The organism is Paraburkholderia sp. GAS32, assembly GCF_050434225.1.
GTDB classification, from domain to species: Bacteria; Pseudomonadota; Gammaproteobacteria; order Burkholderiales; family Burkholderiaceae; genus Paraburkholderia; species Paraburkholderia madseniana.
In genome coordinates this window covers 1-21,031 of the sequence record NZ_JBNPVS010000022.1, presented here as the reverse complement: position 1 = coordinate 21,031, position 21,031 = coordinate 1, and the positions used below count along the sequence as shown (strand labels likewise).

The window sequence follows — 21,031 nt, the reverse complement described above, 5'->3', positions numbered from 1 at the left end:
TAGCGCGATGGCGCGATTGCAGGATGACGAAGCGCCCCTGTTCAAAGGGGCAACCCGGTTGCCGGTGTTTGCTGGCGTGCCCCGAACGGCGATGCTCATAATTTTCATGTTTTGGGGCGCGTTGTTCATGATGGTTCACCTGTGGGCGTTGGCGGGTTTCGCCTTTACGTGGTTCGTAGCGTTCTGCATCACGAAGCACGACGACCGCATGTTCCGAATTATCGGATTGGCGTTCAGAACGAAAATCCGCAACTTTATCGAATCCCCGCTCAAATCGCTTTGGGGTGGTTCGACTTACGCGACTAAGCGATACGTGAAGCGAGACCAATCGAATGCGAACCATATTTAACTCCGGGCGCGACGGCGGCGGCGCACCTGACGTGGTGCGAGAAAAAAAGCGTATCTTGAAGTTCAAGAAAGAACCTCCGATTCAGCGCTTTCTAAAGTATTCGTACCATGTGACAGACAACATTCTGTCTACCACGGGCAACGAATACCTCATGATTTTCCGCGTGCGTGGCCGCGCATTCGATTGTTCGTCGCGGGATGACCGTAAGCAGTGGCGCGATGACCTGAACCATCTTGTTCGCTCGGTCGGGAATCAGCACGTCACGTTCTGGTCGTGGTTGCATCACCACGAAACCAACGAATACCCGCTTACGAATTTCGCGATGACGTTCCCGCGTCAACTCGATGCGAAGTACCGGGCGATGTTCAAAGACAAGCCGATGATGGTCAACGACTACTATCTGGCTATCGTCTACAACCCGGTTGGCGATCTGACGCAAAAGATGCTGGCGAAGTTCGACAAGCCGACGCGTGAACAACTGGATGACATGCAGACCGAAGCGGTCGCGTCGTTGAACGACATTGCGTTTCAGGTCATGGGGTCGATGAAACCCTACGGCATCGAAAAGCTCGGAATCTACTACCGTGACAAGGACGGCAATCGTATCGCCGCGCCGTCGCCGGAAGACGAAACCAACGAGCCGGAAACAGAAGAAGAACGCGAAGAACTGGAAGGGGTGTACATTCCCGCCGCCGTCCAGGAATCGGATACCGAAGAAGGGTACGCCTACTCGTCGCTTCTCGAATGGTTGGCCTTCCTTGTAAACGGTGAAAAGCGCCCAATGCCGGTTACGCGCTCGCGTGCCCGCGAATATCTGGCGTTCAACCGGCCCATTTCGTCGCTGTTCGGTGACGTGATTCAGGTTCGCGGCGAGTCCAGCGACCGTTACGTGGCCGGTATCGAAGTCATGGACTGGCCGGAAAAGACCAAGCCGGGTCAGTTCAACCCGCTCATGGATTTGGACTTCGAATTCGTGCTTACGCAGTCATTCGCGTGCATGTCCCCGATTGCGGCGGCGCAATTCCTGACCAATCAGCAAAAAGCGCTGCTGGAAACCGCCGACAAGTCGCCGTCACAGGTCGATGAAATCGACACGGCTATTGACGATGCGAACGCAAAACGTTTCGTCCTCGGCCATTACCACGGCACGATGCTGACCTGGGCGAACACGGCAAAAAAGGCGCAGAAACAGGCTCGCGAAGCCCGCGTTGCGTGGGATCAGTGCGGTGTGGTGTCGTCGGCTATCGGCTTGGGTTCGGAAGCCGCGTACTACGCGCAGTTACCGTGTCTGCAAGAGTTCGCTCCGCGTCCTGCGCCGATCAATTCGTGGAATTTCCTGTCGTTCTCGCCATTTCATTCGTACATGAGCGGCAAGCCCGATGGCAACCCGTGGGGACCGGCTGTTACCGTGGTAAAGACGGAAGCGGGTACGCCACTGTTCCTGAATTTCCACAACACGCCTATCGGTGAAAACTCGTTTAACAAGCGGCCTGCCGGTCACACTACGATCCTCGGCAAGACCGGCGAAGGCAAGACGACCATGCTTAACAAGCTGCTGTCGGATTGCACGAAGTTCAGCCCGCGTGGGGTGTTCTTCGACAAGGACTTGGGTATGTTCCCCCTTGTCCTCGCGCTGGAAGGGAATTACACGGTCCTGCGTGATGGCGTGGAAACGGGCTGGCAACCGGCACAGATGGAGCCGACGCGCCGGAATATCGGTTTCGTGAAGCGCCTGTTGCGTGTGCTGGCCGAAAAGTCGATCAATGGCGACAAGCTGGTGCTTAACGAAGTTGAAGACCTGAACTTCGGCGTCGAATCAGTGATGGGTAAAGACTCCCTGATTCCGAAGCACGCGCGAACGATGACTTCCATCGTTCAGCACTTGCCTGACCCGCGCCGTCTCGGTAATGAGGCCCGTCCGACGCTGGCCGCGATGCTGCGCCCGTGGTGCCGTGGTGGTGAACACGGCTGGCTGTTCGACAACGATTCCGACTCGCTGGATTTCGAGACCCACGACATTCACGGTTTCGACCTGACGGAGTTCATCGTTGCCGAAGGCGAGAAAGCGCCGGAAGCTCGCGAACCGATGTTGATGTACCTGCTGTTCCGGGTCAACTCGGCAATCGACGGCAAGCGCCGGTTCCTCCAGGTGTTCGATGAGTTCGCGCAATACCTGAATGACCCGGTGATTCGTCAAGACGTGAAAAAGTCGCTCAAGGTCAATCGTAAGAAAGACGCGATCTGTCTGTTTGCCACGCAAGAGGCAAACGACGCGCTGGCGACGGACATTGGCCGAACCATCGTGCAAATGTCCGCCACGTTGATCTGTATGTGCAACCCGCAAGCGACGTTTGATGACTACGGCCCCACTGGCATGAACCTGACTCCCTCCGAGTTTGAGGCGATGAAGGCGATTCCCGAATACTCGCGCAAATTCCTGGTCAAGCAGGGCGGGCAGGCGACGGTGTGCCAGATGCAACTCGCCGGAATGGACGAAGAAATTTCCATTCTGTCGGGGACGCCGGATAATGCAGAACGGCTGGCCCGCATCATCGAGAAAGAGGGTTCGCGCGATCCTGACGTGTGGCTCAAAAAGTATTACGACGCTGTGTTGCACAAGCGTTGATGGTCGGGCGGGGGAGTCATGATCCCCGCTCTTTTTACCGGTAAAAAGGAGTTAGGGTAATGAAAAACGTTTTGAAGCGGACGGCGCTCGCTGTCGCCGCGTCGGCAGTGCTGCTTGGTGCAACGGCTCAGACGGCGAATGCGCAAGTCATGGTCATCGACCCGGCTGCAATTTTGCAAATGACGCTGCAAGTTGCCAACATGGTGCAACAGTTGCAGACCCTGCAAAATCAGTATCAAACGATGACCAGTCAGTACAAGGCCATTACGGGAAGCACGGGGGTTGGCGGTCTCCTGTCCAACCAGACTACCGACTTTCAGGGTGAAATCCCGATGCAGAACGGCCAGTCCTCATATTCCAATGGTTCGTCGGCTCCGAGTTCGAATAGCGTCTACGGTCAAATGCAGTCGCAAATGCAGGGCATGGGGCGTACCGATGCGATGACTTACGCGCGGAATCAAGAGAATCAAAAAGCCGGTGCGGATCAACAGATGATCCAGCAATCGTTCAACCGTCAGATGACGGAATTGCAGAACATTCAGCAGTTGACTGCGCAAATTGACCAATCGACCACGCAAAAGCAGGTTGACGATCTGCGTGCGCGTATCGCTGCGTCGCAGAACACGCTGACCGTCGAGCAAAATCAATTGGTCGCCATGCAGATGATGCAGAAGAATCAGGACCGTCAGAACTCGGACATGTCCAATTTAGCGACAAAGCGCTGGCTTGTGGGTGACGATAGCGAAGAAGCGACTAGCCCGAGTATCACGGGCGGCTACTAACAGGGGGCCGAAATGGCTATCACGCTCACAACGGATTTGTTCAACTACGTTGACACGCTGGTAAATTCGTTTGTCTCCACCAATGTATCAAAAATTGCATCGTCGGTCGGTCCTGCGATTCAGGCGGCGCTCACGCTTTCCTACATGCTGGAAGGGGTGTTCCTCATCCTGCGGCCGAGTGGCGAACCGCTTATTGCGGTCATAAAGCGGTTCGCCATGTCAACGGCTATTATCAGTGTCGCGACGGCGGGCGGGGTGTACCAAACCAACTTCGTCAATGCGGTACTCAAAGCCCCGGATGAATTCGCCTCTATTCTGGTCGTTGACTCGACTGTGAGTTCATCGAGTTCGGCCATTGGTTCGACCATCGACCTCGCTATTAACGGTGGGTATCAGGTGATAAAAACCGCCTTGAGCAGTTTGAGTCCGTTGGATTGGGGTAAAGACCTTGCACTTGGTATCGCAATCGTAGCGGTTTTTCTGAGTACGGTAATCATGTGCGGGATCGGTGCGGCGTTCATTTTCTCGGCAAAGCTCATGCTCGGGCTTCTCGCGTCCCTGGGTCCGTTGTTCATCTTCCTGCTGCTGTTCAAAGCAACCCGTCAGTTCTTTGAGAAATGGGTTGGACAGGTGGTGACGTATGGGCTGGTCGTAGTGATTACGGCGGCTGTGTTCGGGATGATGCTCGCCTTCTACAGCAATATCATCGGCACAATTTCGAAACCGAATCCTGACGCGGGTATCTTCATCGGGATTTTGAGCGCAGCCATTATGGTTGTTGTGACCTACTACACCATGAATGAGATTCCGAAGCTCGCTATCAGCCTCGGTGGTGGCATGGCTGCGGGTGAGGCGATGGGTGGCGCGGTTTCGCGTGCTGTCGGCGCTGCGGGTAGCGCTGCTGCCGGATTCGCGGGCGGTGCTGCTGCGGGCGCGGGCAAGGCGATGGGTAAAGAGGCCGCAAAGGCGATGAAAAATGCGATGAAGTAGCGAAGAAATCTGATTCGTCGCAGTACCAAATAAGCCGCCTCTCGGGGCGGCTTTTTCTTTTTCTGACGCGCATAAAACGCCTGCACGTCGCTGCGAATCTCCATTCTTGCCGAATTTTTGAAATTGCAAAAACGATGCAATAAGATGGCGCTCAGACTCACCATAGGAGAAGCATCAACATGCGTCCGCTTTCAACCGCCGTACTCACCGCCTCTGCGGTAGCGGTGTCGCTACTTTCGGCGTGTGCGAGTTCGCCGAAGCCGCCGCCCGAACCGGACATGGGGCATCAGGTCGGCATCAACAAACGTGTACCGCGCGAACTCAATGGGCTGCGTGTGCTGTCCGTTGGTGAACACGTTCCGCTCTATACGGCAGAGACGCAAAAAGACAAAGACGCGACTGTGCCGGTTGACTCGGAGCCGGTTGCGAAAGCCGTTCCTGTGATTCACGCTGCTGCGCCGGTCGTGGCTGCTGCACCTGTAATGGCGTCTGCGTCTGTGGCCGCTGCGCCCCCTTATACCTTGGTGAAGGTGCGGTACAAGGTGCAAGGGACGTGGAAATGGAAGTGGAAGAAAGTACAGGCCCCTACGCCGGTTACTGACGCTGACCAGATTGCGGCGCTGGAATCTACCCCTGTCGGCGCAGAAGCACCAGCACCGGAACCAGTACCGGCCCCGGCTCCTGTTACCACGAAGACCGTTCTCGCGGCTCTTGCTGTTTCGCCAATTGCTGCGGCTCCCGATCCCGCTCCTGTCGCGGCTCCTGCTCCGGCTGCGATGGCTCACTCGCCTGCGCGTGTTGCATCGACGCCTACTGTTGCTCCTGCGACTGCGCCGGTTGCATTGACGGCTGCTGTTGCTCCTGCGCCTGCGCCGGTTGCATTGACGGCTGCTGTTGCTCCTGCGGCTGCGCCGGTTGCATTGACGGCTGCTGTTGCTCCTGCGGCTGCGCCGGTTGCATCGACGCCTGCTGTTGCTCCTGCGCCTGCGCGTGTTGCATCGACGCCTGCTGTTGCTCCTGCGGCTGCGCCGGTTGCATCGACGCCTGCTGTTGCTCCTGCGGCTGCGCCGGTCGCTTCGCCGCCCGCTGCTGCTCCTGCTGTTCCTACCCCGGCTGCGGCTCCTGCTGCGGCTCCTGCAAAGGTCGTGGAGGGCGATCAAGGCGCTGTCCCGCAACCGGACATTTATGAGGATGATCTGTAATGAATTTCCTTCCGATAAAAAAAAGCGAAGTCGATACGCTGGCGAAAGAACTGTCGGATGCCGAACTCGACTTGCAGGACGAATTGCAGAATTCGAAGCGCCTGGCGTGGCGCGTAACCACGGGCGCATTCGTGTTCGCGTTCGGCTGTCTCGCGCTGACGGGCGCTGTCGTCTACCGCTACAGCCAACCGGTCCCGGCGTCGATCCTCGCATACAACACGAGCGATCCGGCGTCGATTCAGGAGGTTTCGCTGACGGCAGATAAGAAGTCCTACGGCGAAGTCGAAGACGCGTACTGGATGTCGCAATTCGCCATCAGCTACGAGTCATACGACTACGGCACGATTGGGCGCTACTACAACCAGGTCGGTCTGATGGCGAAGGGCGCTGTTTCGGATTCGTACAAGGCGATCTATGAGGGCAAGGATGCGCGGGACAAGCTGTGGGGCAACTCGCGGACGATCAAAACGGAAATTATTTCCGTGCTGCTGGATCAAGCGACCGGGACCGCGACCGTCCGTTTCAAGACCACGCAACGTGACTTGCAAAAGAGTATGCCGGAACCGTCGCAATACTGGATCGCGACGGCGGCGTACAAGTACGTCCAAGACCCGATGACGGCGAGCCAACGAATGCTGAACCCGTTGGGCTTCAAGGTCACGTCATACACGAAGCGTCCCGAAGCGGGCAATAGCGTTGCAGGAGGTTAAGCAGGCATGAGCAAGCTCAAAATCAAAGCCGTTGTCCTCGGCGTTGTCTTGGCATCGGTGGCGCTGTCGGCGTCGGCAATGTCCGCGAAAACCGATTCGCAGTTTGACCACCGTATCAAGTCGGTGGCCTACAACGAACTCGATACCGTTGAACTCGATGCGGTCGTGGGTACGGGTATCACGATTCGCGTCTCGCCGGGTGAGGACTACGTGACGCACAGCTTTGGCGACAAGGGTTCCTATGAACTCTCGCACAAGGTGAATTACGTTTTCCTGCGGCCTATCGCTGTCGATGCTGACACGAATCTAACGCTCATCACGACGAAGCACGAATACCACATTCTGCTTCACTACATCGGGGATCAGATGGTGAAGGGCGCGGACGGCAAGATGACGAAAGAGTTCATCAAAACGCCGTGGTTGGTGAAGCAAGCGACGGTTGCGCTGAACTACACGTACCCCGATGAAGACGCGGCCAAGGCGAAGGCGAAGTTCGTAAAGGAACGCGAGAAAGAACGCCTGAAAGAAGCGTTGCAAAAGGGGGAGAAGGACGCCGATCACAACATTGACTACACCATGTCCGAACAACCGGGCATGGACTCGATTAAGCCGGTGAACGTGTGGGACGATTTTCGATTTACGTCGTTCAAGTTCCCGGCTAACGCGCTTCTCCCGCAAATCTTTTTCATCGACGCTGACGGCAAGGAATCGACGCCTAACACCCACATCGAAGGCCCGGATCACAACATTGTGGTCGCTGAAAACGTGGCGAAGGAATGGCGTATCCGCTCGGGCGACAAGGTTATTGGCGTCGTCAATCAAAACTTCGACCCGAACAAGGGTAGCAACGCGAACGGGACCACGGCAGCGGGCGTCCAGCGCGTCGTGAAGGGCGCACAGGAGGACGACGAATGAAGCCGAAGATCAAAGACATTGACGCTCTCATGAACGACGAAAGCGCGGGCGTCGATACGGGTCGCACTCGCTTTGCTGACATGGAGACCGTGAAAAAGAGCGTGCCGGGTCTGAAAGCGTTTGTCGTCATCATGGGTTTTCTGGCGGCAGGCTCGTTCGGCCTGTTCATCTGGAACCAGACGCACAAGCCGCCTGCGAAGGATACGGAAACGGCGGCACAGAAAGCGGCGCACGCATCGTCGCTCCCAGGCCGGAGGTTCGCGGATACGCCTGCGCCTGTGGCACGCACGCCGGGGCCGGGTGATGCACCTGCAACCGTGACGGATGGCCCTGCGTCGGCTCCGGTCGATCCTGCTGTGGCGGCTCGGGCAGCGGAAGCGGCCCGACAAGCCAAGTACGAAGCGGACATTCTGAATCGCCGTCTCGGAAAGGGTAGCGGTGCGGCGAGCGGTGACGCGGGCGGCTCCGATCAGGGTTCGTATAAGTACACGAATACGGGCGCGGGCGGGGCGGCGTCCGATGCGGTCGCTGCTGGACCGGGGCCGGGACAAGGCCCTACGCCTGCATCGAAGGATTCGGCGGCGCTGCAAGAGCGTATGGGCGGCGCACAGGTGATGCGTGTTCACGCAACGCGCCTGTTGCATCCCCGCTTCACGGTCGCGGGCGGCACGATGATTCCGTGCGGCACCACTACCGAACTCGATACCACGGTGCCGGGTCAGGTGTCGTGTACGGTCACGCGTGACGTGTACTCGGCTGACGGAACGGTGCGTCTCATCGACAAGGGCGCGAAGGTCACGGGTGAAGTCTCGGGCGGTATCAAGCAAGGTCAGGCCCGCGTGTTCGCGCTGTGGACTCGCCTGCGCAATCCCGACAACGTGACAATCAATCTTATGTCTCCGGGTGCGGGCCAGTTGGGTGCTGCTGGCATTCCCGGTCAGGTCGATTCGCACTTCTGGACTCGCTTCGGTGGCGCGATGTTCGTTTCTGTGTTTACCGATGGTTTCAAGGGCTTGTTGCAGATTGCGGCGAATTCCGTGAACAGCGGCGGAAGCCAAACGATCAACCTCGATAGCACGTCGCAAACGTCGAACACGCTGGCGCAAGAAGCGTTGCGAGCAACCATCGACATTCCGCCGACGCTGTATGCGGCGCAAGCGTCGAACATCAACATTTACGTTCGTAACGATCTGGATTTCTCCGATGTTTACGGCCTTGCAGTCCAAAACGCTGATTCGGACGAAGGTAACTAAGCACCACAAACGGGAACCTTCGGGGTTCTCGTTTCCCATTCGCAAATTCGATATTTGAGGATCACATGAGCGAACTCGATCACGGCAACAGCGAACTGTCGCAAGAGGAAATGGACGAACTGGAAGCGGAGCTGAACGATAACCAGGGTGCCTTGTCGGACGCTGGCCGTTCCTCGCTGCAAACCGGTCCCGGTGACGTAGGCGAAGTGTCGGCAGACCCCGATCAGGTGTCGGTGCTGAAACACCCGTGCCCCGCCTGCGGTGGCACGATTGTCGTTGGCGAGCGCGCATTCGAAAGCCAGTGCGGCTGGAAAGCGTGGCGCTCGTTGTTCACGCACGAAATTACCGTGGATGAAATGGAGGAAATTTTGCGCGATGGCAAGTCGCGTGTGATTACCGACTTCGAATCCCCGAAGACCGGCAACGAGTTTTGGGCGCGGCTCAAGCTCGCGGTCGTGGACCCGGACAACGATGGTGAGCCGCCGAAGCGCACGCTTGAACTGGAATTTGTGGACCGTCCGCAAGAGTCGGTCGGCAAGTGCCCGAAGTGCAGCGGTAACGTGGTGCATCGTGGCAAGCACTACTTCTGCGAACACAACAATATCAAGGATGCGGAAGGCAACGCAGTCAAGCCCAAGTGCGATTTCGTGCTGTGGGGCGAAATGGGCGAAAAGAAGCTGCCCGAATCCGCGATCAAGGCCCTGCTGGAAGGCAAAGTTACCAAGGTGTTGAAGGGCTTCAAGTCCAAGAGCACGGGCAACGAGTTCGAAGCCGCGTTGGAGTTGAAGGGCGGGAAGGTGGGTTATGTCTTCCAGCAGAAGCAACAGAAGAAGTCGGGCAAGGGAAAGGGCGGCTCGGATCGCAGCCGTTTCGATGAGGAATGAGCGTGAGTGATATTGCCGCCCGTCAGTCGGCTAATGGGGCGTCGAACACGGGGACCGGGCTGCTGGGTTCCGTGGCTCGTCGTCAAATCTCCGACCAGGAAACCGTTAATTTCACGCTCGGCCCGCTCCGTCAATACCTGGACGATCCGACCGTGTTTGAACTTCGGATCAACAAGTATTGTCAGGTCGTCAAGGTGACCACGAAGGGCCGGATTCTCGTTGACGATCTGGCAATCGACTACGCGTACCTGAAAAAGCTCACGGCCTCACTGCTGTCGTTGAACCGGTTGCCGGAACAACCGGTTAATGACTTGAAACTGCCCGATGGTTCGCGAGTCGTCATCTGTTGGCCCCCGGCTGTTCTGGAAGGGACGGTGCTTATCTCGATTCGTAAGCACCTGGAAATCAACAAGACGCTTGAAGAATTGGAATCCGAAGGGCGGTTCGATGACATTAAAGTTCGGACCCTTACGGAAGCGATGGACATTGAGCCGTTCGAACAGAAAATGCTCGACCTGTTAGCGGCCAAGGACTACAAGGAGTTTTACCGGGCTGCGGTGCTGTCGCACCGAAACATCTGCATCTGCGGTAGCACGGGTTCGGGCAAGACGGTACTGCACCGCACGCTACTGGACTTGGTTCCGGCGACGGAACGTGTGTTAGTGCTGGAAGACATTCACGAAGTCAATTCGGATAGGCTACACGAAATCGGCTACATGACCTATGGCACCAGCGAAGGCCGTATCTCGGCGGCGGCTTGTTTGAAAGCGTGTATGCGCCTGTCGCCGGATCGGATTTTCCTGACGGAGCTACGCGACGATGCGGCGTGGAACTTCCTGAACGCGGCCAATACGGGGCATCCGGGGGCGATCTTCACGACGCACGCGGATTCCGCCAGGCAAGCACCGGGGCGTATTGCTGACTTGGTGAAGGCTTCTCCCGTGGGTCTCGGCCTCGATTACGACATGATCCTGCGGGCGATTCACCAAACGGTCGATGTGTACATTTTCATGAAGAAATGGGGCGTTCGCGAAATTCTGTACGATCCGCGCTTCAAGAAAAGCATGTTCGAACACTGACAGAAAAGGGTCGCTGTATTCGCATCACGTCAATAGCAGTCACAAAGAGACCCCTATCGCGCGAGTGGTGGGGGTCTTTCACGTTGAAAGCTCGTCAATGATGGCAAGTCCATGAAAAACAGTCTCGTCGCAATATCCGTTTTCTTCGCTGCTGCGGTTGGCCTGTTCATGCCCCGTGCGGGCCAAATAATCGCCCAAAACGTGATGCTTGAACCCGGTGAGGCGTTGCGGTCTGTCCACGTTGAGGCGCGGCATTATTTGACAATGGCCGCGTGTGCTGCTCTCTCGAATGGCTTATGTCTCATGGCATTCGGCCTCACGTGGGTTGCTGCCGTTGCGTTCCTGTTCTGCGGGGTTTTGCTGGTATCCGCATTAGTTGACCACTGGCACAACCTGCTACCTGACGTGGTAACGCTCACGCTTCTGTGGATCGGTTTATTGGTGAGCGTGGGTCACGCATTCGCATCCCCGGTAGACGCGATTCTAGGTGCTGTGGCGGGCTATGTCGGCCTGCGCACTGTCTCGATAGGGGCGGCGGTTGCAACGGGCCGTGATGGCATTGGTGGTGGCGATTTCAAGCTGTTGGCTGCTATCGGTGCGTGGCTCGGCTGGCAAGTGCTTTTGCCGGTCGTGCTGATTTCATCGGTCGTCGCTGTTGCGCACGGCCTGTGGCTTAAACGTGGTGGCAAGGGTCACGAAAACCTTGCTTATGGTCCCGGCTTGACCTTGGGCGCATTGGTGATGCTGTTTTCCAATCCGCTCATTTTTTGAAAAACGCCTCAAAATTGCAATTCCGAAAAGCAGAGGACAAAATGCTGAGACGAAATCAGTAGTGTGGTGAGGTAGGGTTTTTCGGTCCCTGCCAGATTGTTTTGCTGTTCGAACCATTCCACCAGAAGGGCAAGGAATAAGATGAAAAAATGCTTCCTCAAACGGGCGGCTTTGGCGTTCGCCGCGTGCGGGGTCACCGCGTCGGCATTCGCGCAAATCCCCGTGGTCGGCGGTCCGATTCCGGTCGCGCAAGTGGCGGGCCTTGGTCCCGGTGAAGCCGTTGTCGCCCCCCCGGCTGCTGCTGTGGCTCCGGTTGCTGCGGCCCCGGCTGTGTTCACGCTCGCTATCACGCCGCAATCGGGCAATCTGCGTTCGGCTCTCGAAGACTTCCTGACCAAACACGGCTATCAACTCGCGTGGAGCGTGGGTGACGATCTGCCTGCGAGTTTCAATGCGACGTTTCGCGGCTCGGTGGATAAGATTCTGGCGCAAGTCATGGCGGCCACGAATCACATGTCCACGCCCTCGCGCGTTTGCGAGCATATCAACAATGTTATCCGCGTGATCCCACGCGGCGGTAACTGCCTGGACTAACCCCATGAAATTTCAACTTTCTGCAATCGCGGGCGCTGCTGCCCTGTGTGTGTTGTCGGGCTGCGTGGTCTCGCAAGGCGATATCAATGCCGCGTATAACGGCGCAGACGCAGACGGGAAAGCGGCGATGGCAACTTCGGGCCGGGGTATCCCGCTGGTGGAACACGTCCGCACGGCGTACCTCGGTGATTCGAAAATAGCGCTCGCCTATGATGCGTCGTTGCCGCCCGTGTTTCGCACGAAGAAAATTTCGATGCCCGCGAATATTGATTTGAAGCTCATGGCTTCGGTTCTTTCGCAGCAATTGGGCTATCCCGTGCAGTTGACCCCGGACGTGTTCATCCCGCGTGAATCGCTGGTGCCGCAAGTCGGCGGCAGCAAGGGTATGAGTACGAAGACCTACGAAATCCCTGTCTACGATCAAAGCTGCGTTTCGTGCAACGGCGCGGACTACCTGCGCAACATGACGGACAGCCTCGGCCTTTCGTGGGAGTTTGACGGAGCCAAGATCACGGTTTCGCGCGTCGTGACCCGCATGTATCAAATCGCGGCAATCCCCGGCACGGTCTCGATTGAATCGACCTCGACCAAGGGCACGTCCACGACAACCGGTAATGAGTCGGCGGGGTCGTCGGGCGGTACGACCACGACGAACGGCAATTTTTCGGCCACGACTACAAGCGGTCGCAAGGGCGACTTCGATCAAATCAAGTCGATCACTGCAACGCTAAATCAGTTGACGTCCCCGATTGGCCACGTGACGGTGAACCCGCAATCGCGCCTCGTCATGATCTACGATACGCGCGAAGCGGCTGACCGGATGGCGGCGGTTCTCCAGCGCGAAAACGGTATTGCAACCCGTCAAGTCGCGATGCGTGTTCGCACCGTTGAAATCGCGTTGAAGAATGGTTCGCAAGCGGGCGTTAATGCGGACGTTGTGTTCAACAAGATTCAAAACGGGCTGGCGCAATACGCAGTTAGCTTCACGTCCCCGACTTCGCTTGCCACGGGTGGTGGTTCCGTTGGCCTCTCGGTTCTCGCGGCCAACGCGCCGTTCTCGGGTACGAACGCCGCTATTAACGCGCTGAATCAGTACGGCAAGACGATCAGTGATACTACGGTCACGAAGATCACGTTGAACGGCCTGCCGGTCTCGGTCGCGAATTTCCAGTCGGATGACTACCTGCGTTCCACTTCGCCTTCGGCGGGTGCGCTCTCGGGAGGTTCAACTATCGGCCTCACGCCTGGTACGCTGACCACGGGCGATTTCCTGCATATCCTGCCCGCCGTCAACGATCACAACCAAATCATTTTGTCGTACTGGCGCGACAATTCGAAACTCAACGGGCCGTTCACCACTGCGGGCGCGGGTTCGGGCGCAAGCGCGCAGTCGATTCAGTTGACGCACACGATCAACAGTCGCGACGATGAAACGGTGGCCCTGTCGGACGGCCAAACGATCGTGCTGTACGGCCAGGAAGAAAATACGGCGGATTCGACCACTAGCGGCGGCATCGCAGGTATTACCGGTACGTGGAACAAGTCGCGCACGTTCAAGGTGGTGATGCTGACCGCTACTGTCGTGCCGTCGATGTAAAGGGGCGTCCATGCACATTACTGACGAAATCCCCGGCGAGAAGCGCGCACGCCTGATCTTCGGGCTTGATTGGCGCGCGTACTCGACCAAGGGGAAAAAGGATGGGCGTGGGCGCTACGCCGAATCCTTCTCGGCGTCGCACTACGTCGAAATGGAAGCCGGTGATAACACGAACGCTGGCTTTGTCACGCTGGAATCGGACGAAACGAAAGACGTTGTGTTGTACTCCGGTGCGGCCCGTGTTGCGTCTCTCGATGACGTTAAGCGGCGTCCTGCGGCTCTGGTGTTGATACCCGATCAGGACCGTGTGTATCTCATCTATGTGGTCAACGGCGCGGTTCACGTCGATGAAGTTTTGCAGCCGGAACAGGTATTCCGGCGTAAGCAAGACATTATGGAGCAAGCGGCGAAGCAAGGGCTTGTTCCTGCTGTGCTGGTGTCAAAGGGCTACGCGAGCGGTGATGACCAGGAATTCGATCCTGCTCAACTGACGGCGTTGCCAAAGGTCGGCAAGCTCAAACGCGTCCCCAAGGGCATTCCTAATGCCGTGGTGTACGTGGCTTTGCTGGGGATTATCGGTCTTGCCGTGAAAATCGGATTCGGCGCGTTTTCGACGCAAGTTGTGGCCGACGATCATCAGGCGCTTTCGTGGCAAGAGCAATATGCGACGGCGGTTCAAACGACGTTTGCGGGCAATATGCCGCAAGCTCGCCTGGCCGCTCCGCGAATTCTCACCATGTTCGACAGTCAGGAATCGGTTATGTCGGGCTGGCAATTCAATCACACGAATTGCCGGGTTCCGGGTTCCTGCACGCTGGCGCTTACGCGCATGGGTGGCTCCTACGATGAATTCCTTAAAGCGGCCCCGGCCTCGATGAAGCCGATTGCGCTCGCCCTCGATGGTCAGTCGTTGACGGCGCAGGGGCCGGTGGCTCCGAAAGTCGATGACGTTGACCAGAAGGAACAAGAGAAGTGGCCGACCGAACAGCAGTTCATCGACAAGCTCATGTCTCCGGTTCAACGGATGGCGACGAAGGAAACCGATCTGGCCGGGTACGGCTATGCGGTTCAACTCGGGAAATCCACGCCGATTTTCAGCACGCCTCAACCTGCCGGTCAACCGCACGTTTCGGTGATTCGTCAGGGCACGTGGGAAATTGACGGCTACCGCTGGCAATCCGAATTGCTGGACGATCTGCCGTCGAACATGACGCTTGAATCGGTCACGGTGAGTCTGGATCAAATGGCCCCTCTCGAAGCTGGTTCCGTGGGAATCAAGTTCGTTGCACAAGGAAAATACTATGTCGTTCGATAAGAAAATTGTGTTCGCTACTGCGATGTTGGCCGTGGTGTCGTCGGCTCATGCCGTTGTGGCCCCTGTCGTGAATCAACCCATGTCGTCGGCGCACCCGGCAAAAGTGGGTGTTGCCCCCGCCGTCGATCTGTCGGCCACGAAAGGGGCCGTGCAAATGCCTGTAGTGGCCCCTGTGGCGGCTTCGTCGCCGTTGTCCTCGGGTACGGTCATCGGTCCCGGTGCGGTGGTCTCCGCGCCCGATCTGGCGGGTTCCGGCGTCCAGGGCAACGTTGCGGTTCCACTGTCCGCTGAACAATCGCATTTGCTTCTCGGGCAAATCAACGAAGCTGCCCGCAAAAAGGTTTTGAGCGCGATTCGGGCTTCCTCGGGCGGCGCAGATATGGCCCTCGGCGGCGGGAGTGGCCCCCAGGTCCCGGCTCCGATCCTGAATCAGATTCCGGCGACGATGATTCCGGCGACGATTGCGCCTCCGCGTGCAAACCCCGAAACCATGCGCCCGCTGCCTTCTTCGCGCCCGATGGCCGGTGACGTGGCGATTGTCGCCACGATGGTTGATAGCGGGAGCCAGGAAACTCGCGTGATGTACAGCTATAACGGCGGCGTCTATTCGGCGGCACTCGGGCAAAAGATGCTCAACGGGGCTACCGCCAAAAGCGTTCACGGTCTCGATGTGACGTTGACGGACGGCAAGCGCACGTGGACCGTGCCGGTTTCCGCACAAAACTAAACAAGGGGCGGAATCTAATGTTCAACGGTGCAGGCAACGATCAAAGCCCGAAGCAGAACGCGATCATTCGTGCGATGAACGGTCATACCGAAGTGCAGGGCGGCGACGACGAATACACGTCTGACGTGCAGATTCCGCACCTGGACTCGGCTGAATCACTGGCCGATTTCAAGCGGATTCTTAGCGATTCAGACGAAGACGCTACGGTGCAGATTTCCGGTGTAGCGAAGAAAGAGTTTGTCGCCGTCGATATGCACTCAGGTACGGCAATCGTGGTGTCCACGAAAGCCTTTCGCAACAACTCTCCGCTCTATCAAACGTATATCCGCGATCTGGAACGCCAGCACATCCGAATTCGTGAGTTCGCTGACGCAGGCGAAGAAGCAATCGCCGGTATCTACGAACGGGCGCAGCGCAAGCGTTCGGGTAGCGTTAGCGAGAGTTCGAAGGCTATCGGTTTTTTTCGAGACGTGATCGAAGCGGCAACCGACTACGGCGCGTCTGACGTGCATTTCGAAGTTCGCGACTGGCGCGCGGAGGCGGAAATTCGTTTCCGCGTTGACGGCGATCTGTACACGTATAAATGGGTTCCGCGCGAAGTTATTACGCGGTCGCTGTCGGCGGTGTATCAAGACCTCGTGCTGAAGAACACCAACAGCGCGAACGCCTTCCAGACCACGGTTGCGCAGTCGGCCAATATCCAGTTGACCTTGGCGCGGGCAACTCTCAATCTGCGTTGGCAGTCCGATCCGCAAGTTGACGGCTACGATTTGGTGCTGCGGATTGCCGATGGTGACGTGCTGAATTACAAAGCCAAGCTCCGAATGCCGGAAACGATGGGGCTTGAAAAATCGCAACTGAAAATCATCAACAGCCTGGGGAATATCTCGGGCGGTGTAGTGATTCTCTCGGGCGAAACCGGTTCGGCAAAGTCCACGTTGCTGCGCGCATTGGCCTACATGGTGGTGGGGCGCGAAATGATGAAGCAGCACGCTATCAGTATGCCGACTGAGTTTCCTATGCCGTGGCTTTCCGAACAGTCGGTCCCCCGCCAGGCCGACGAAACGGAAGATGAATTCAAGCGCAAGGTCGCGGAAATGATCCGCGTGAAAATGCGTTCGGATACGGACGATCTGACCATCGGGGAAATTCTTGATTCGGCGGTCGCCGGTCTTGTCGTTGAACTGGCGCTGACCGGGCATCCGGTGCGGACCACGACTCACGCGAATGGGATGATGGGCGTGTACATGCGTCTGGTCGGGGATCGCCTGAGAATGGCTATTGATGAAGTTGGTTCCGACCAGGTGATTGCGGCAGTCGCAAATCAAAAGCTCATTCCGCTGCTGTGCCCCGATTGCAAGATTGTAGCGCGCGAGGTAATGGACCCCGAAATTCAGGAAATTCTGGAAAGTAAGTTCGGTCTTGACGTGTCAACAATGTATTGCCGTGATGAAGACGGTTGCCCGACATGCCGTAAAAAGGGCCTTTTCACGCGCTTGGGGAAGGTTTCTGGCGGCACGAAGGGGCAGACTTTGGCTATGGAAATCTACCGGCCTGAGCCGGAATTTCTTGATCGTATTCTGCTCAAGGATTGGCGTGGTGCCGAACGCGTATGGCGCGCAGGGCGCACAACGGGTTTCGACAATCCCGATATGACGGGCAAAACCATCTACGAACACGCGCTGTACAAGGCCAGTCAGGGGATCATCGACCCGCTTTTCATCCACCATGCGATGAAGGGGTTCGACGTGTATCGCGTGCAACCGATTGCGGGGGCGTAAATGTTTGGCAAACTGATTCACAAACTGATTTCGCTGCTCCCGTATCAGGAGCGGTTGAAAGTCGCGAAATGGCGGTTCAGAAAGGAGCGCGAGACCTTCTATGTCGAATCCATGAAAGACATTGTGGCGACGAAAGGGTTGCGCAACAAAGAAACGCTCAACGAACGTCTGACCGTTCTGGAAAAACGCAACAAGGGTAGGTACAAGATCGTCCATCTGGTGTACGGCGAGATTCGTGACCGCTTGACCAAGGGTGACGGACTGGCCGTGTCTATGAAGCCGTTTATTCCGGTCGAAGAATACGCACTGCTGGAACTGGCTGAATCGTCTACCAAGGAGGACGCGGCAAGGCGCGGTTTCGAACTGTGCGCCATGTCGGCGGGCGCTCAACGTGTTTTGGCCGTCACAACCGCGGTGCAGTTGGCATATCCGATTATCTTGCTAGTCTATATGTACGGCCTGGCATTCATGTTCGGTGCCATGATCTACCCGCAAGTTCTGGAAATTCGCCCGCTGAAAGAGTGGAGCACGCCGGGGCAATGGCTTTACGCGCTGGACACGTATTGCGCCGATTACTGGTGGTTCAATACCGCGATGGTCATTCTCATGGTCCTCGGTTACTTCTACGGATTGAAGCGCTGGACCGGCGATCTGCGCAACAAGTTCGACAACGCGCCGCTTATGTGGCGTAACCGACGCGATCTGCGGGCGGCACTGTTGATTGTTTCCCTGTCCGGTCTATTCGATTCGGGGCTGACCATTCAGGCGTCTCTGGAAAAGATCAAGGTCAACGCCGACCCGTGGCTCAAATGGCACATTTCACGCATGTTGCGTCACTTGAAGCAACGGCCCGAAGCACCGATGCGTGCCCTCGAAACGGGCATCTTTTCGACGCTCATTGTGGACAAGATCGCGGACGCGGAACGCCGGGATAATTTTGTGCAGGCAATCAAGTTGTTGGGCCGGGATTCGCTGGAAAGCGTGGTCGAAGCAGTCAGGCGCAATGCTCGGCGCACGCATCTGGTACTGCTCGCTTTGGCCGCAATAATATTTGTTGTCGTTGGTCTCGGCTCGTACCTCATGACTGGTCTCGTAGGACTGCAAAACATGATCGGTTCCGGCTCGTTCTGAGTTCAATAATCTGCGAAATTAGAGTTTTAAGCTGTTTTTTGCATTGCTGCGGGCGGCTGGATATGATTTCTTGGCCTCCCGATTTTTCGGGCGCGCGCTAGGGCGCACAACAAGAATCTTTTGAGGAATTGGTAATGAAAGAGGATAAAAACGCAGCGTATTCGTTCGAAGCTGCCGTCGATACCGCGATGGCAAAGAAGCCGGTGTTCGCCTCGATCCGTTCGAAGCTCGCTGCTTCCCGCAATCGAAAGCAAAAGGGCGAACTCTCGCTAATCGAAGCGGGCGCGGTCCTTGGCGTCGCGGCTCTGCTGGCGCTGGCCGTGTACGTCGCTGTTCCGTATGTCCGCAACTTCGTGCAGTCGTTGAGCTTCACGTCCGAAGTTTCGCACTTCCACACCGGCATCCAGTCCGCAACGGAAACCGACGCGGATTTCACGGGCGAAACGCTGACCACGCTCGCGCAGAATCACGCGTTCGATGCAGCGGGTTCACGCGTGGCCTCTGACTTTTCGGCGGTCACGGGTATGTTCGGCGGCACGATAACGGGCGCAGTCGGCAAGGTCACGAACGCGAACGATGCGTTTGTCCTGACCTACACGGTTCCGGTCGCAGTGTGCGCAATGGGCGCTGGCAAGCTGGCCTCGGTGTTCCAGCAAGTCGATATTGGCGCGACCACGGTTTTCAGTCCGACCGTGCCGTACAAGTCGAGCGCATCGGGTGCGGCCTGTGCTGCGGGCGCTACCGCCACTGTGGCAGTCAAGCTGTACACCACGCGTAGCTAACGCCTGGTCGCCCGTTTAGATCGGGGTTCATGGAAGGCCAACCTCGTCGCAGGGGTTGGCCTTTCCGTTATCTAAGCGGCATCAAGTCGCGATCAAGAGGAATAGAACGTGTCAATCATTGAAATGATTGTTGTCCTCGCCGTGTCCGCAATCCTGACCTTGATTGGGATTCGGGAGGACGTGGCGAAGCGGCATATTCAAATGCTTACCGCAGAGGGCTACAACGAAGCGGCTATCGTGAATGCCCTGCAAACGTATCTGACGGAGCAACAGGGCACACTGCTCGCGGGCTTGAACGGCGGCGCTACCGTACCGGCCCCGGCGCTGACGGCGCTGAACCTCAAGAACAACTACGCGGCGAGTCCGTTTTGGGGTGGCACGTACACGATTGCACTGACCGTGACTCCTGCGACCTGTACGGCTTCGGCTGGCAATTGCCATATCGCATATCAGTTTTATCCCTCAACCGTTTACACAAAGAACGGCGTAGCCAACATTTCGGACGTTGCCCAAATCGTTTCCGCAGCGAACTCGCACGATTCGCAATTCGGATACTCGAATACGGCGACGAAAACGCTTTCGAACGGGCTGCAATCGGGACCGGCCTACATTACCGGGATCGGCGGGGCGTGGTCGGTTGCAAACCCGTTGGGTTCGCAAGGCGGAACGATCATGGCGACGAACAACGGCGGTTCAGGTGATACGGGAATGCTGTATATCCGCCGTGATGGCTCGCTGACGTGGACCGGCGATCAGAACGTGAACGGCGTATCGCTGCATAACGTCAATAGCATCGACGCAACGGGCACGATCAGCACAGGGGCCTTGACTGTTTCGGGAACATCGAGTCTCGGCACGGCAACCGCGACAACGCTTAACACCACGGGCAATACCACGGTCGGCGGAACTCTCACGGTCGCTCGCACGATTCAAGCCGGTGCCATCGGTGCGCCTCGGGCGGCTTGTAGTCCGTTGGGTGCCCAGGCTTCGAACAGCGACGGGCGAGGGCAACAGCTTTCTTGCCAGAACCTGAATGACGGCGAGGGCGCGATATGGATGCCTGTTGGCGGTCCCACGCAAGCCTACAACTTCTATCAGGTTGCAAATGGTTCGGTGGTGCCTGCGCCGTCATGCTTCGCCGGGGGATCGCCGCAAATGAGATTGGTGCCGCAGACGTTCCGGGTCGATACGACTGCGGTGGTGAACTTCTCTGGCCCTGGTGCGGGACCGTGGACGATTTCAATCACGAATGGTTCAGGTTCAGGTACATCAAATGTGGACGGTGGGGCTATCGGTACAGGGGAAGTTGAGACCTACTGCTCCTACTAATACGGGTACAACGATGAAAGAACTTTTGAAGTTTTTAATTCTGTGCGTGGGTCTCGTCCTCGGGACTCACGCATGCGCACAGGAACAGGCACAGCGTACACACTGCTCGTATAACTTTGAGGATTCGTCTTGTGGGTCCGTTATCAGGACTGCTGCTCAGTCGCCTCCAGCGTGTTCTACTGCGCCTGGTTGGACGACTGGCGCGGCTGCACAA

19 protein-coding genes are annotated in these 21,031 nt (G+C 57.3%); all 19 read left to right on the top strand.

What is annotated here, in order from left to right:
- Positions 1–7 precede the first annotated feature (7 nt).
- Complete coding sequence (locus P3T25_RS24635) at positions 8–349, top strand: type IV secretion system protein VirB3 (RefSeq protein WP_429359161.1); 342 nt, start codon at positions 8–10, stop codon at positions 347–349.
- Positions 333–2,975, top strand: a complete 2,643-nt coding sequence (locus P3T25_RS24630) for a VirB4 family type IV secretion/conjugal transfer ATPase (protein WP_429359160.1) — start codon at positions 333–335, stop codon at positions 2,973–2,975. The genes P3T25_RS24635 and P3T25_RS24630 overlap by 17 nt, the downstream gene beginning before the upstream one ends.
- Positions 2,976–3,034: 59 nt before the next feature.
- Positions 3,035–3,757: a type IV secretion system protein gene (locus P3T25_RS24625; protein ID WP_429359159.1), complete on the top strand. Its 723-nt coding sequence runs from the start codon at positions 3,035–3,037 to the stop codon at positions 3,755–3,757.
- A 12-nt stretch (positions 3,758–3,769) separates the two neighbouring features.
- Positions 3,770–4,747 carry a type IV secretion system protein gene (locus P3T25_RS24620; RefSeq protein ID WP_429359158.1) on the top strand — a complete coding sequence of 326 codons (978 nt, stop codon included), beginning with the start codon at positions 3,770–3,772 and terminating at the stop codon, positions 4,745–4,747.
- Positions 4,748–4,926: 179 nt separating this feature from the next.
- Positions 4,927–5,949 (top strand): hypothetical protein, encoded by a 1,023-nt coding sequence (locus tag P3T25_RS24615; RefSeq protein WP_429359157.1) that lies wholly within the window; start codon positions 4,927–4,929, stop codon positions 5,947–5,949.
- Positions 5,949–6,659: a virB8 family protein gene (locus P3T25_RS24610; protein WP_429359156.1), complete on the top strand. Its 711-nt coding sequence runs from the start codon at positions 5,949–5,951 to the stop codon at positions 6,657–6,659. The genes P3T25_RS24615 and P3T25_RS24610 overlap by 1 nt, the downstream gene beginning before the upstream one ends.
- Positions 6,660–6,665: 6 nt before the next feature.
- Positions 6,666–7,574 (top strand): TrbG/VirB9 family P-type conjugative transfer protein, encoded by a 909-nt coding sequence (locus P3T25_RS24605; protein WP_429359155.1) that lies wholly within the window; start codon positions 6,666–6,668, stop codon positions 7,572–7,574.
- Positions 7,571–8,827: a type IV secretion system protein VirB10 gene (virB10, locus tag P3T25_RS24600; protein ID WP_429359154.1), complete on the top strand. Its 1,257-nt coding sequence runs from the start codon at positions 7,571–7,573 to the stop codon at positions 8,825–8,827. The genes P3T25_RS24605 and virB10 overlap by 4 nt, the downstream gene beginning before the upstream one ends.
- 65 nt (positions 8,828–8,892) lie before the next feature.
- Positions 8,893–9,711, top strand: coding sequence for a topoisomerase C-terminal repeat-containing protein (locus P3T25_RS24595; protein ID WP_429359153.1), 819 nt, complete (start codon positions 8,893–8,895; stop codon positions 9,709–9,711).
- Between the two features lie 2 nt (positions 9,712–9,713).
- Positions 9,714–10,790, top strand: coding sequence for an ATPase, T2SS/T4P/T4SS family (locus P3T25_RS24590; RefSeq protein ID WP_429359152.1), 1,077 nt, complete (start codon positions 9,714–9,716; stop codon positions 10,788–10,790).
- 111 nt (positions 10,791–10,901) lie between these two features.
- Positions 10,902–11,561: a prepilin peptidase gene (locus P3T25_RS24585; RefSeq protein WP_429359151.1), complete on the top strand. Its 660-nt coding sequence runs from the start codon at positions 10,902–10,904 to the stop codon at positions 11,559–11,561.
- A gap of 141 nt (positions 11,562–11,702) precedes the next feature.
- On the top strand, positions 11,703–12,155 hold the full coding sequence (locus P3T25_RS24580) for a TcpQ domain-containing protein (RefSeq protein ID WP_429359150.1): 453 nt from the start codon (positions 11,703–11,705) through the stop codon (positions 12,153–12,155).
- A gap of 4 nt (positions 12,156–12,159) precedes the next feature.
- Positions 12,160–13,752 carry a type II secretory pathway protein gene (locus P3T25_RS24575; RefSeq protein ID WP_429359149.1) on the top strand — a complete coding sequence of 531 codons (1,593 nt, stop codon included), beginning with the start codon at positions 12,160–12,162 and terminating at the stop codon, positions 13,750–13,752.
- A 322-nt stretch (positions 13,753–14,074) separates the two neighbouring features.
- A complete protein-coding gene (locus P3T25_RS24570) occupies positions 14,075–15,067 on the top strand; it encodes a hypothetical protein (RefSeq protein ID WP_429359148.1) in 993 nt (330 codons plus the stop codon).
- Entirely contained in the window at positions 15,054–15,794 is a 741-nt protein-coding gene (locus P3T25_RS24565; RefSeq protein ID WP_429359147.1) for a hypothetical protein, read from the top strand. The genes P3T25_RS24570 and P3T25_RS24565 overlap by 14 nt, the downstream gene beginning before the upstream one ends.
- Entirely contained in the window at positions 15,764–17,575 is a 1,812-nt protein-coding gene (locus P3T25_RS24560) for an ATPase, T2SS/T4P/T4SS family (protein ID WP_429359146.1), read from the top strand. Before P3T25_RS24565 ends, P3T25_RS24560 begins: the two co-directional genes overlap by 31 nt.
- Before the next feature lie 54 nt (positions 17,576–17,629).
- Entirely contained in the window at positions 17,630–18,706 is a 1,077-nt protein-coding gene (locus P3T25_RS24555) for a type II secretion system protein (protein WP_429359145.1), read from the top strand.
- Between the two features lie 134 nt (positions 18,707–18,840).
- Positions 18,841–19,488 carry a type 4 pilus major pilin gene (locus P3T25_RS24550; protein ID WP_429359144.1) on the top strand — a complete coding sequence of 216 codons (648 nt, stop codon included), beginning with the start codon at positions 18,841–18,843 and terminating at the stop codon, positions 19,486–19,488.
- Positions 19,489–19,596: 108 nt separating this feature from the next.
- Positions 19,597–20,817 carry a hypothetical protein gene (locus P3T25_RS24545; RefSeq protein WP_429359143.1) on the top strand — a complete coding sequence of 407 codons (1,221 nt, stop codon included), beginning with the start codon at positions 19,597–19,599 and terminating at the stop codon, positions 20,815–20,817.
- Positions 20,818–21,031: the final 214 nt, after the last annotated feature.

What these genes read in the sequence shown, in the direction of transcription:
- P3T25_RS24580 (WP_429359150.1), top strand. Translation starts at nt 11,703, where the DNA reads ATGAAAAAATGCTTCCTCAAACGGGCGGCTTTGGCGTTCGCCGCGTGC.
- virB10 (WP_429359154.1), top strand. Translation starts at nt 7,571, where the DNA reads ATGAAGCCGAAGATCAAAGACATTGACGCTCTCATGAACGACGAAAGC.
- P3T25_RS24635 (WP_429359161.1), top strand. Translation starts at nt 8, where the DNA reads ATGGCGCGATTGCAGGATGACGAAGCGCCCCTGTTCAAAGGGGCAACC.
- P3T25_RS24625 (WP_429359159.1), top strand. Translation starts at nt 3,035, where the DNA reads ATGAAAAACGTTTTGAAGCGGACGGCGCTCGCTGTCGCCGCGTCGGCA.
- P3T25_RS24565 (WP_429359147.1), top strand. Translation starts at nt 15,054, where the DNA reads ATGTCGTTCGATAAGAAAATTGTGTTCGCTACTGCGATGTTGGCCGTG.
- P3T25_RS24615 (WP_429359157.1), top strand. Translation starts at nt 4,927, where the DNA reads ATGCGTCCGCTTTCAACCGCCGTACTCACCGCCTCTGCGGTAGCGGTG.
- P3T25_RS24595 (WP_429359153.1), top strand. Translation starts at nt 8,893, where the DNA reads ATGAGCGAACTCGATCACGGCAACAGCGAACTGTCGCAAGAGGAAATG.
- P3T25_RS24575 (WP_429359149.1), top strand. Translation starts at nt 12,160, where the DNA reads ATGAAATTTCAACTTTCTGCAATCGCGGGCGCTGCTGCCCTGTGTGTG.
- P3T25_RS24550 (WP_429359144.1), top strand. Translation starts at nt 18,841, where the DNA reads ATGAAAGAGGATAAAAACGCAGCGTATTCGTTCGAAGCTGCCGTCGAT.
- P3T25_RS24630 (WP_429359160.1), top strand. Translation starts at nt 333, where the DNA reads ATGCGAACCATATTTAACTCCGGGCGCGACGGCGGCGGCGCACCTGAC.
- P3T25_RS24620 (WP_429359158.1), top strand. Translation starts at nt 3,770, where the DNA reads ATGGCTATCACGCTCACAACGGATTTGTTCAACTACGTTGACACGCTG.
- P3T25_RS24585 (WP_429359151.1), top strand. Translation starts at nt 10,902, where the DNA reads ATGAAAAACAGTCTCGTCGCAATATCCGTTTTCTTCGCTGCTGCGGTT.
- P3T25_RS24605 (WP_429359155.1), top strand. Translation starts at nt 6,666, where the DNA reads ATGAGCAAGCTCAAAATCAAAGCCGTTGTCCTCGGCGTTGTCTTGGCA.
- P3T25_RS24610 (WP_429359156.1), top strand. Translation starts at nt 5,949, where the DNA reads ATGAATTTCCTTCCGATAAAAAAAAGCGAAGTCGATACGCTGGCGAAA.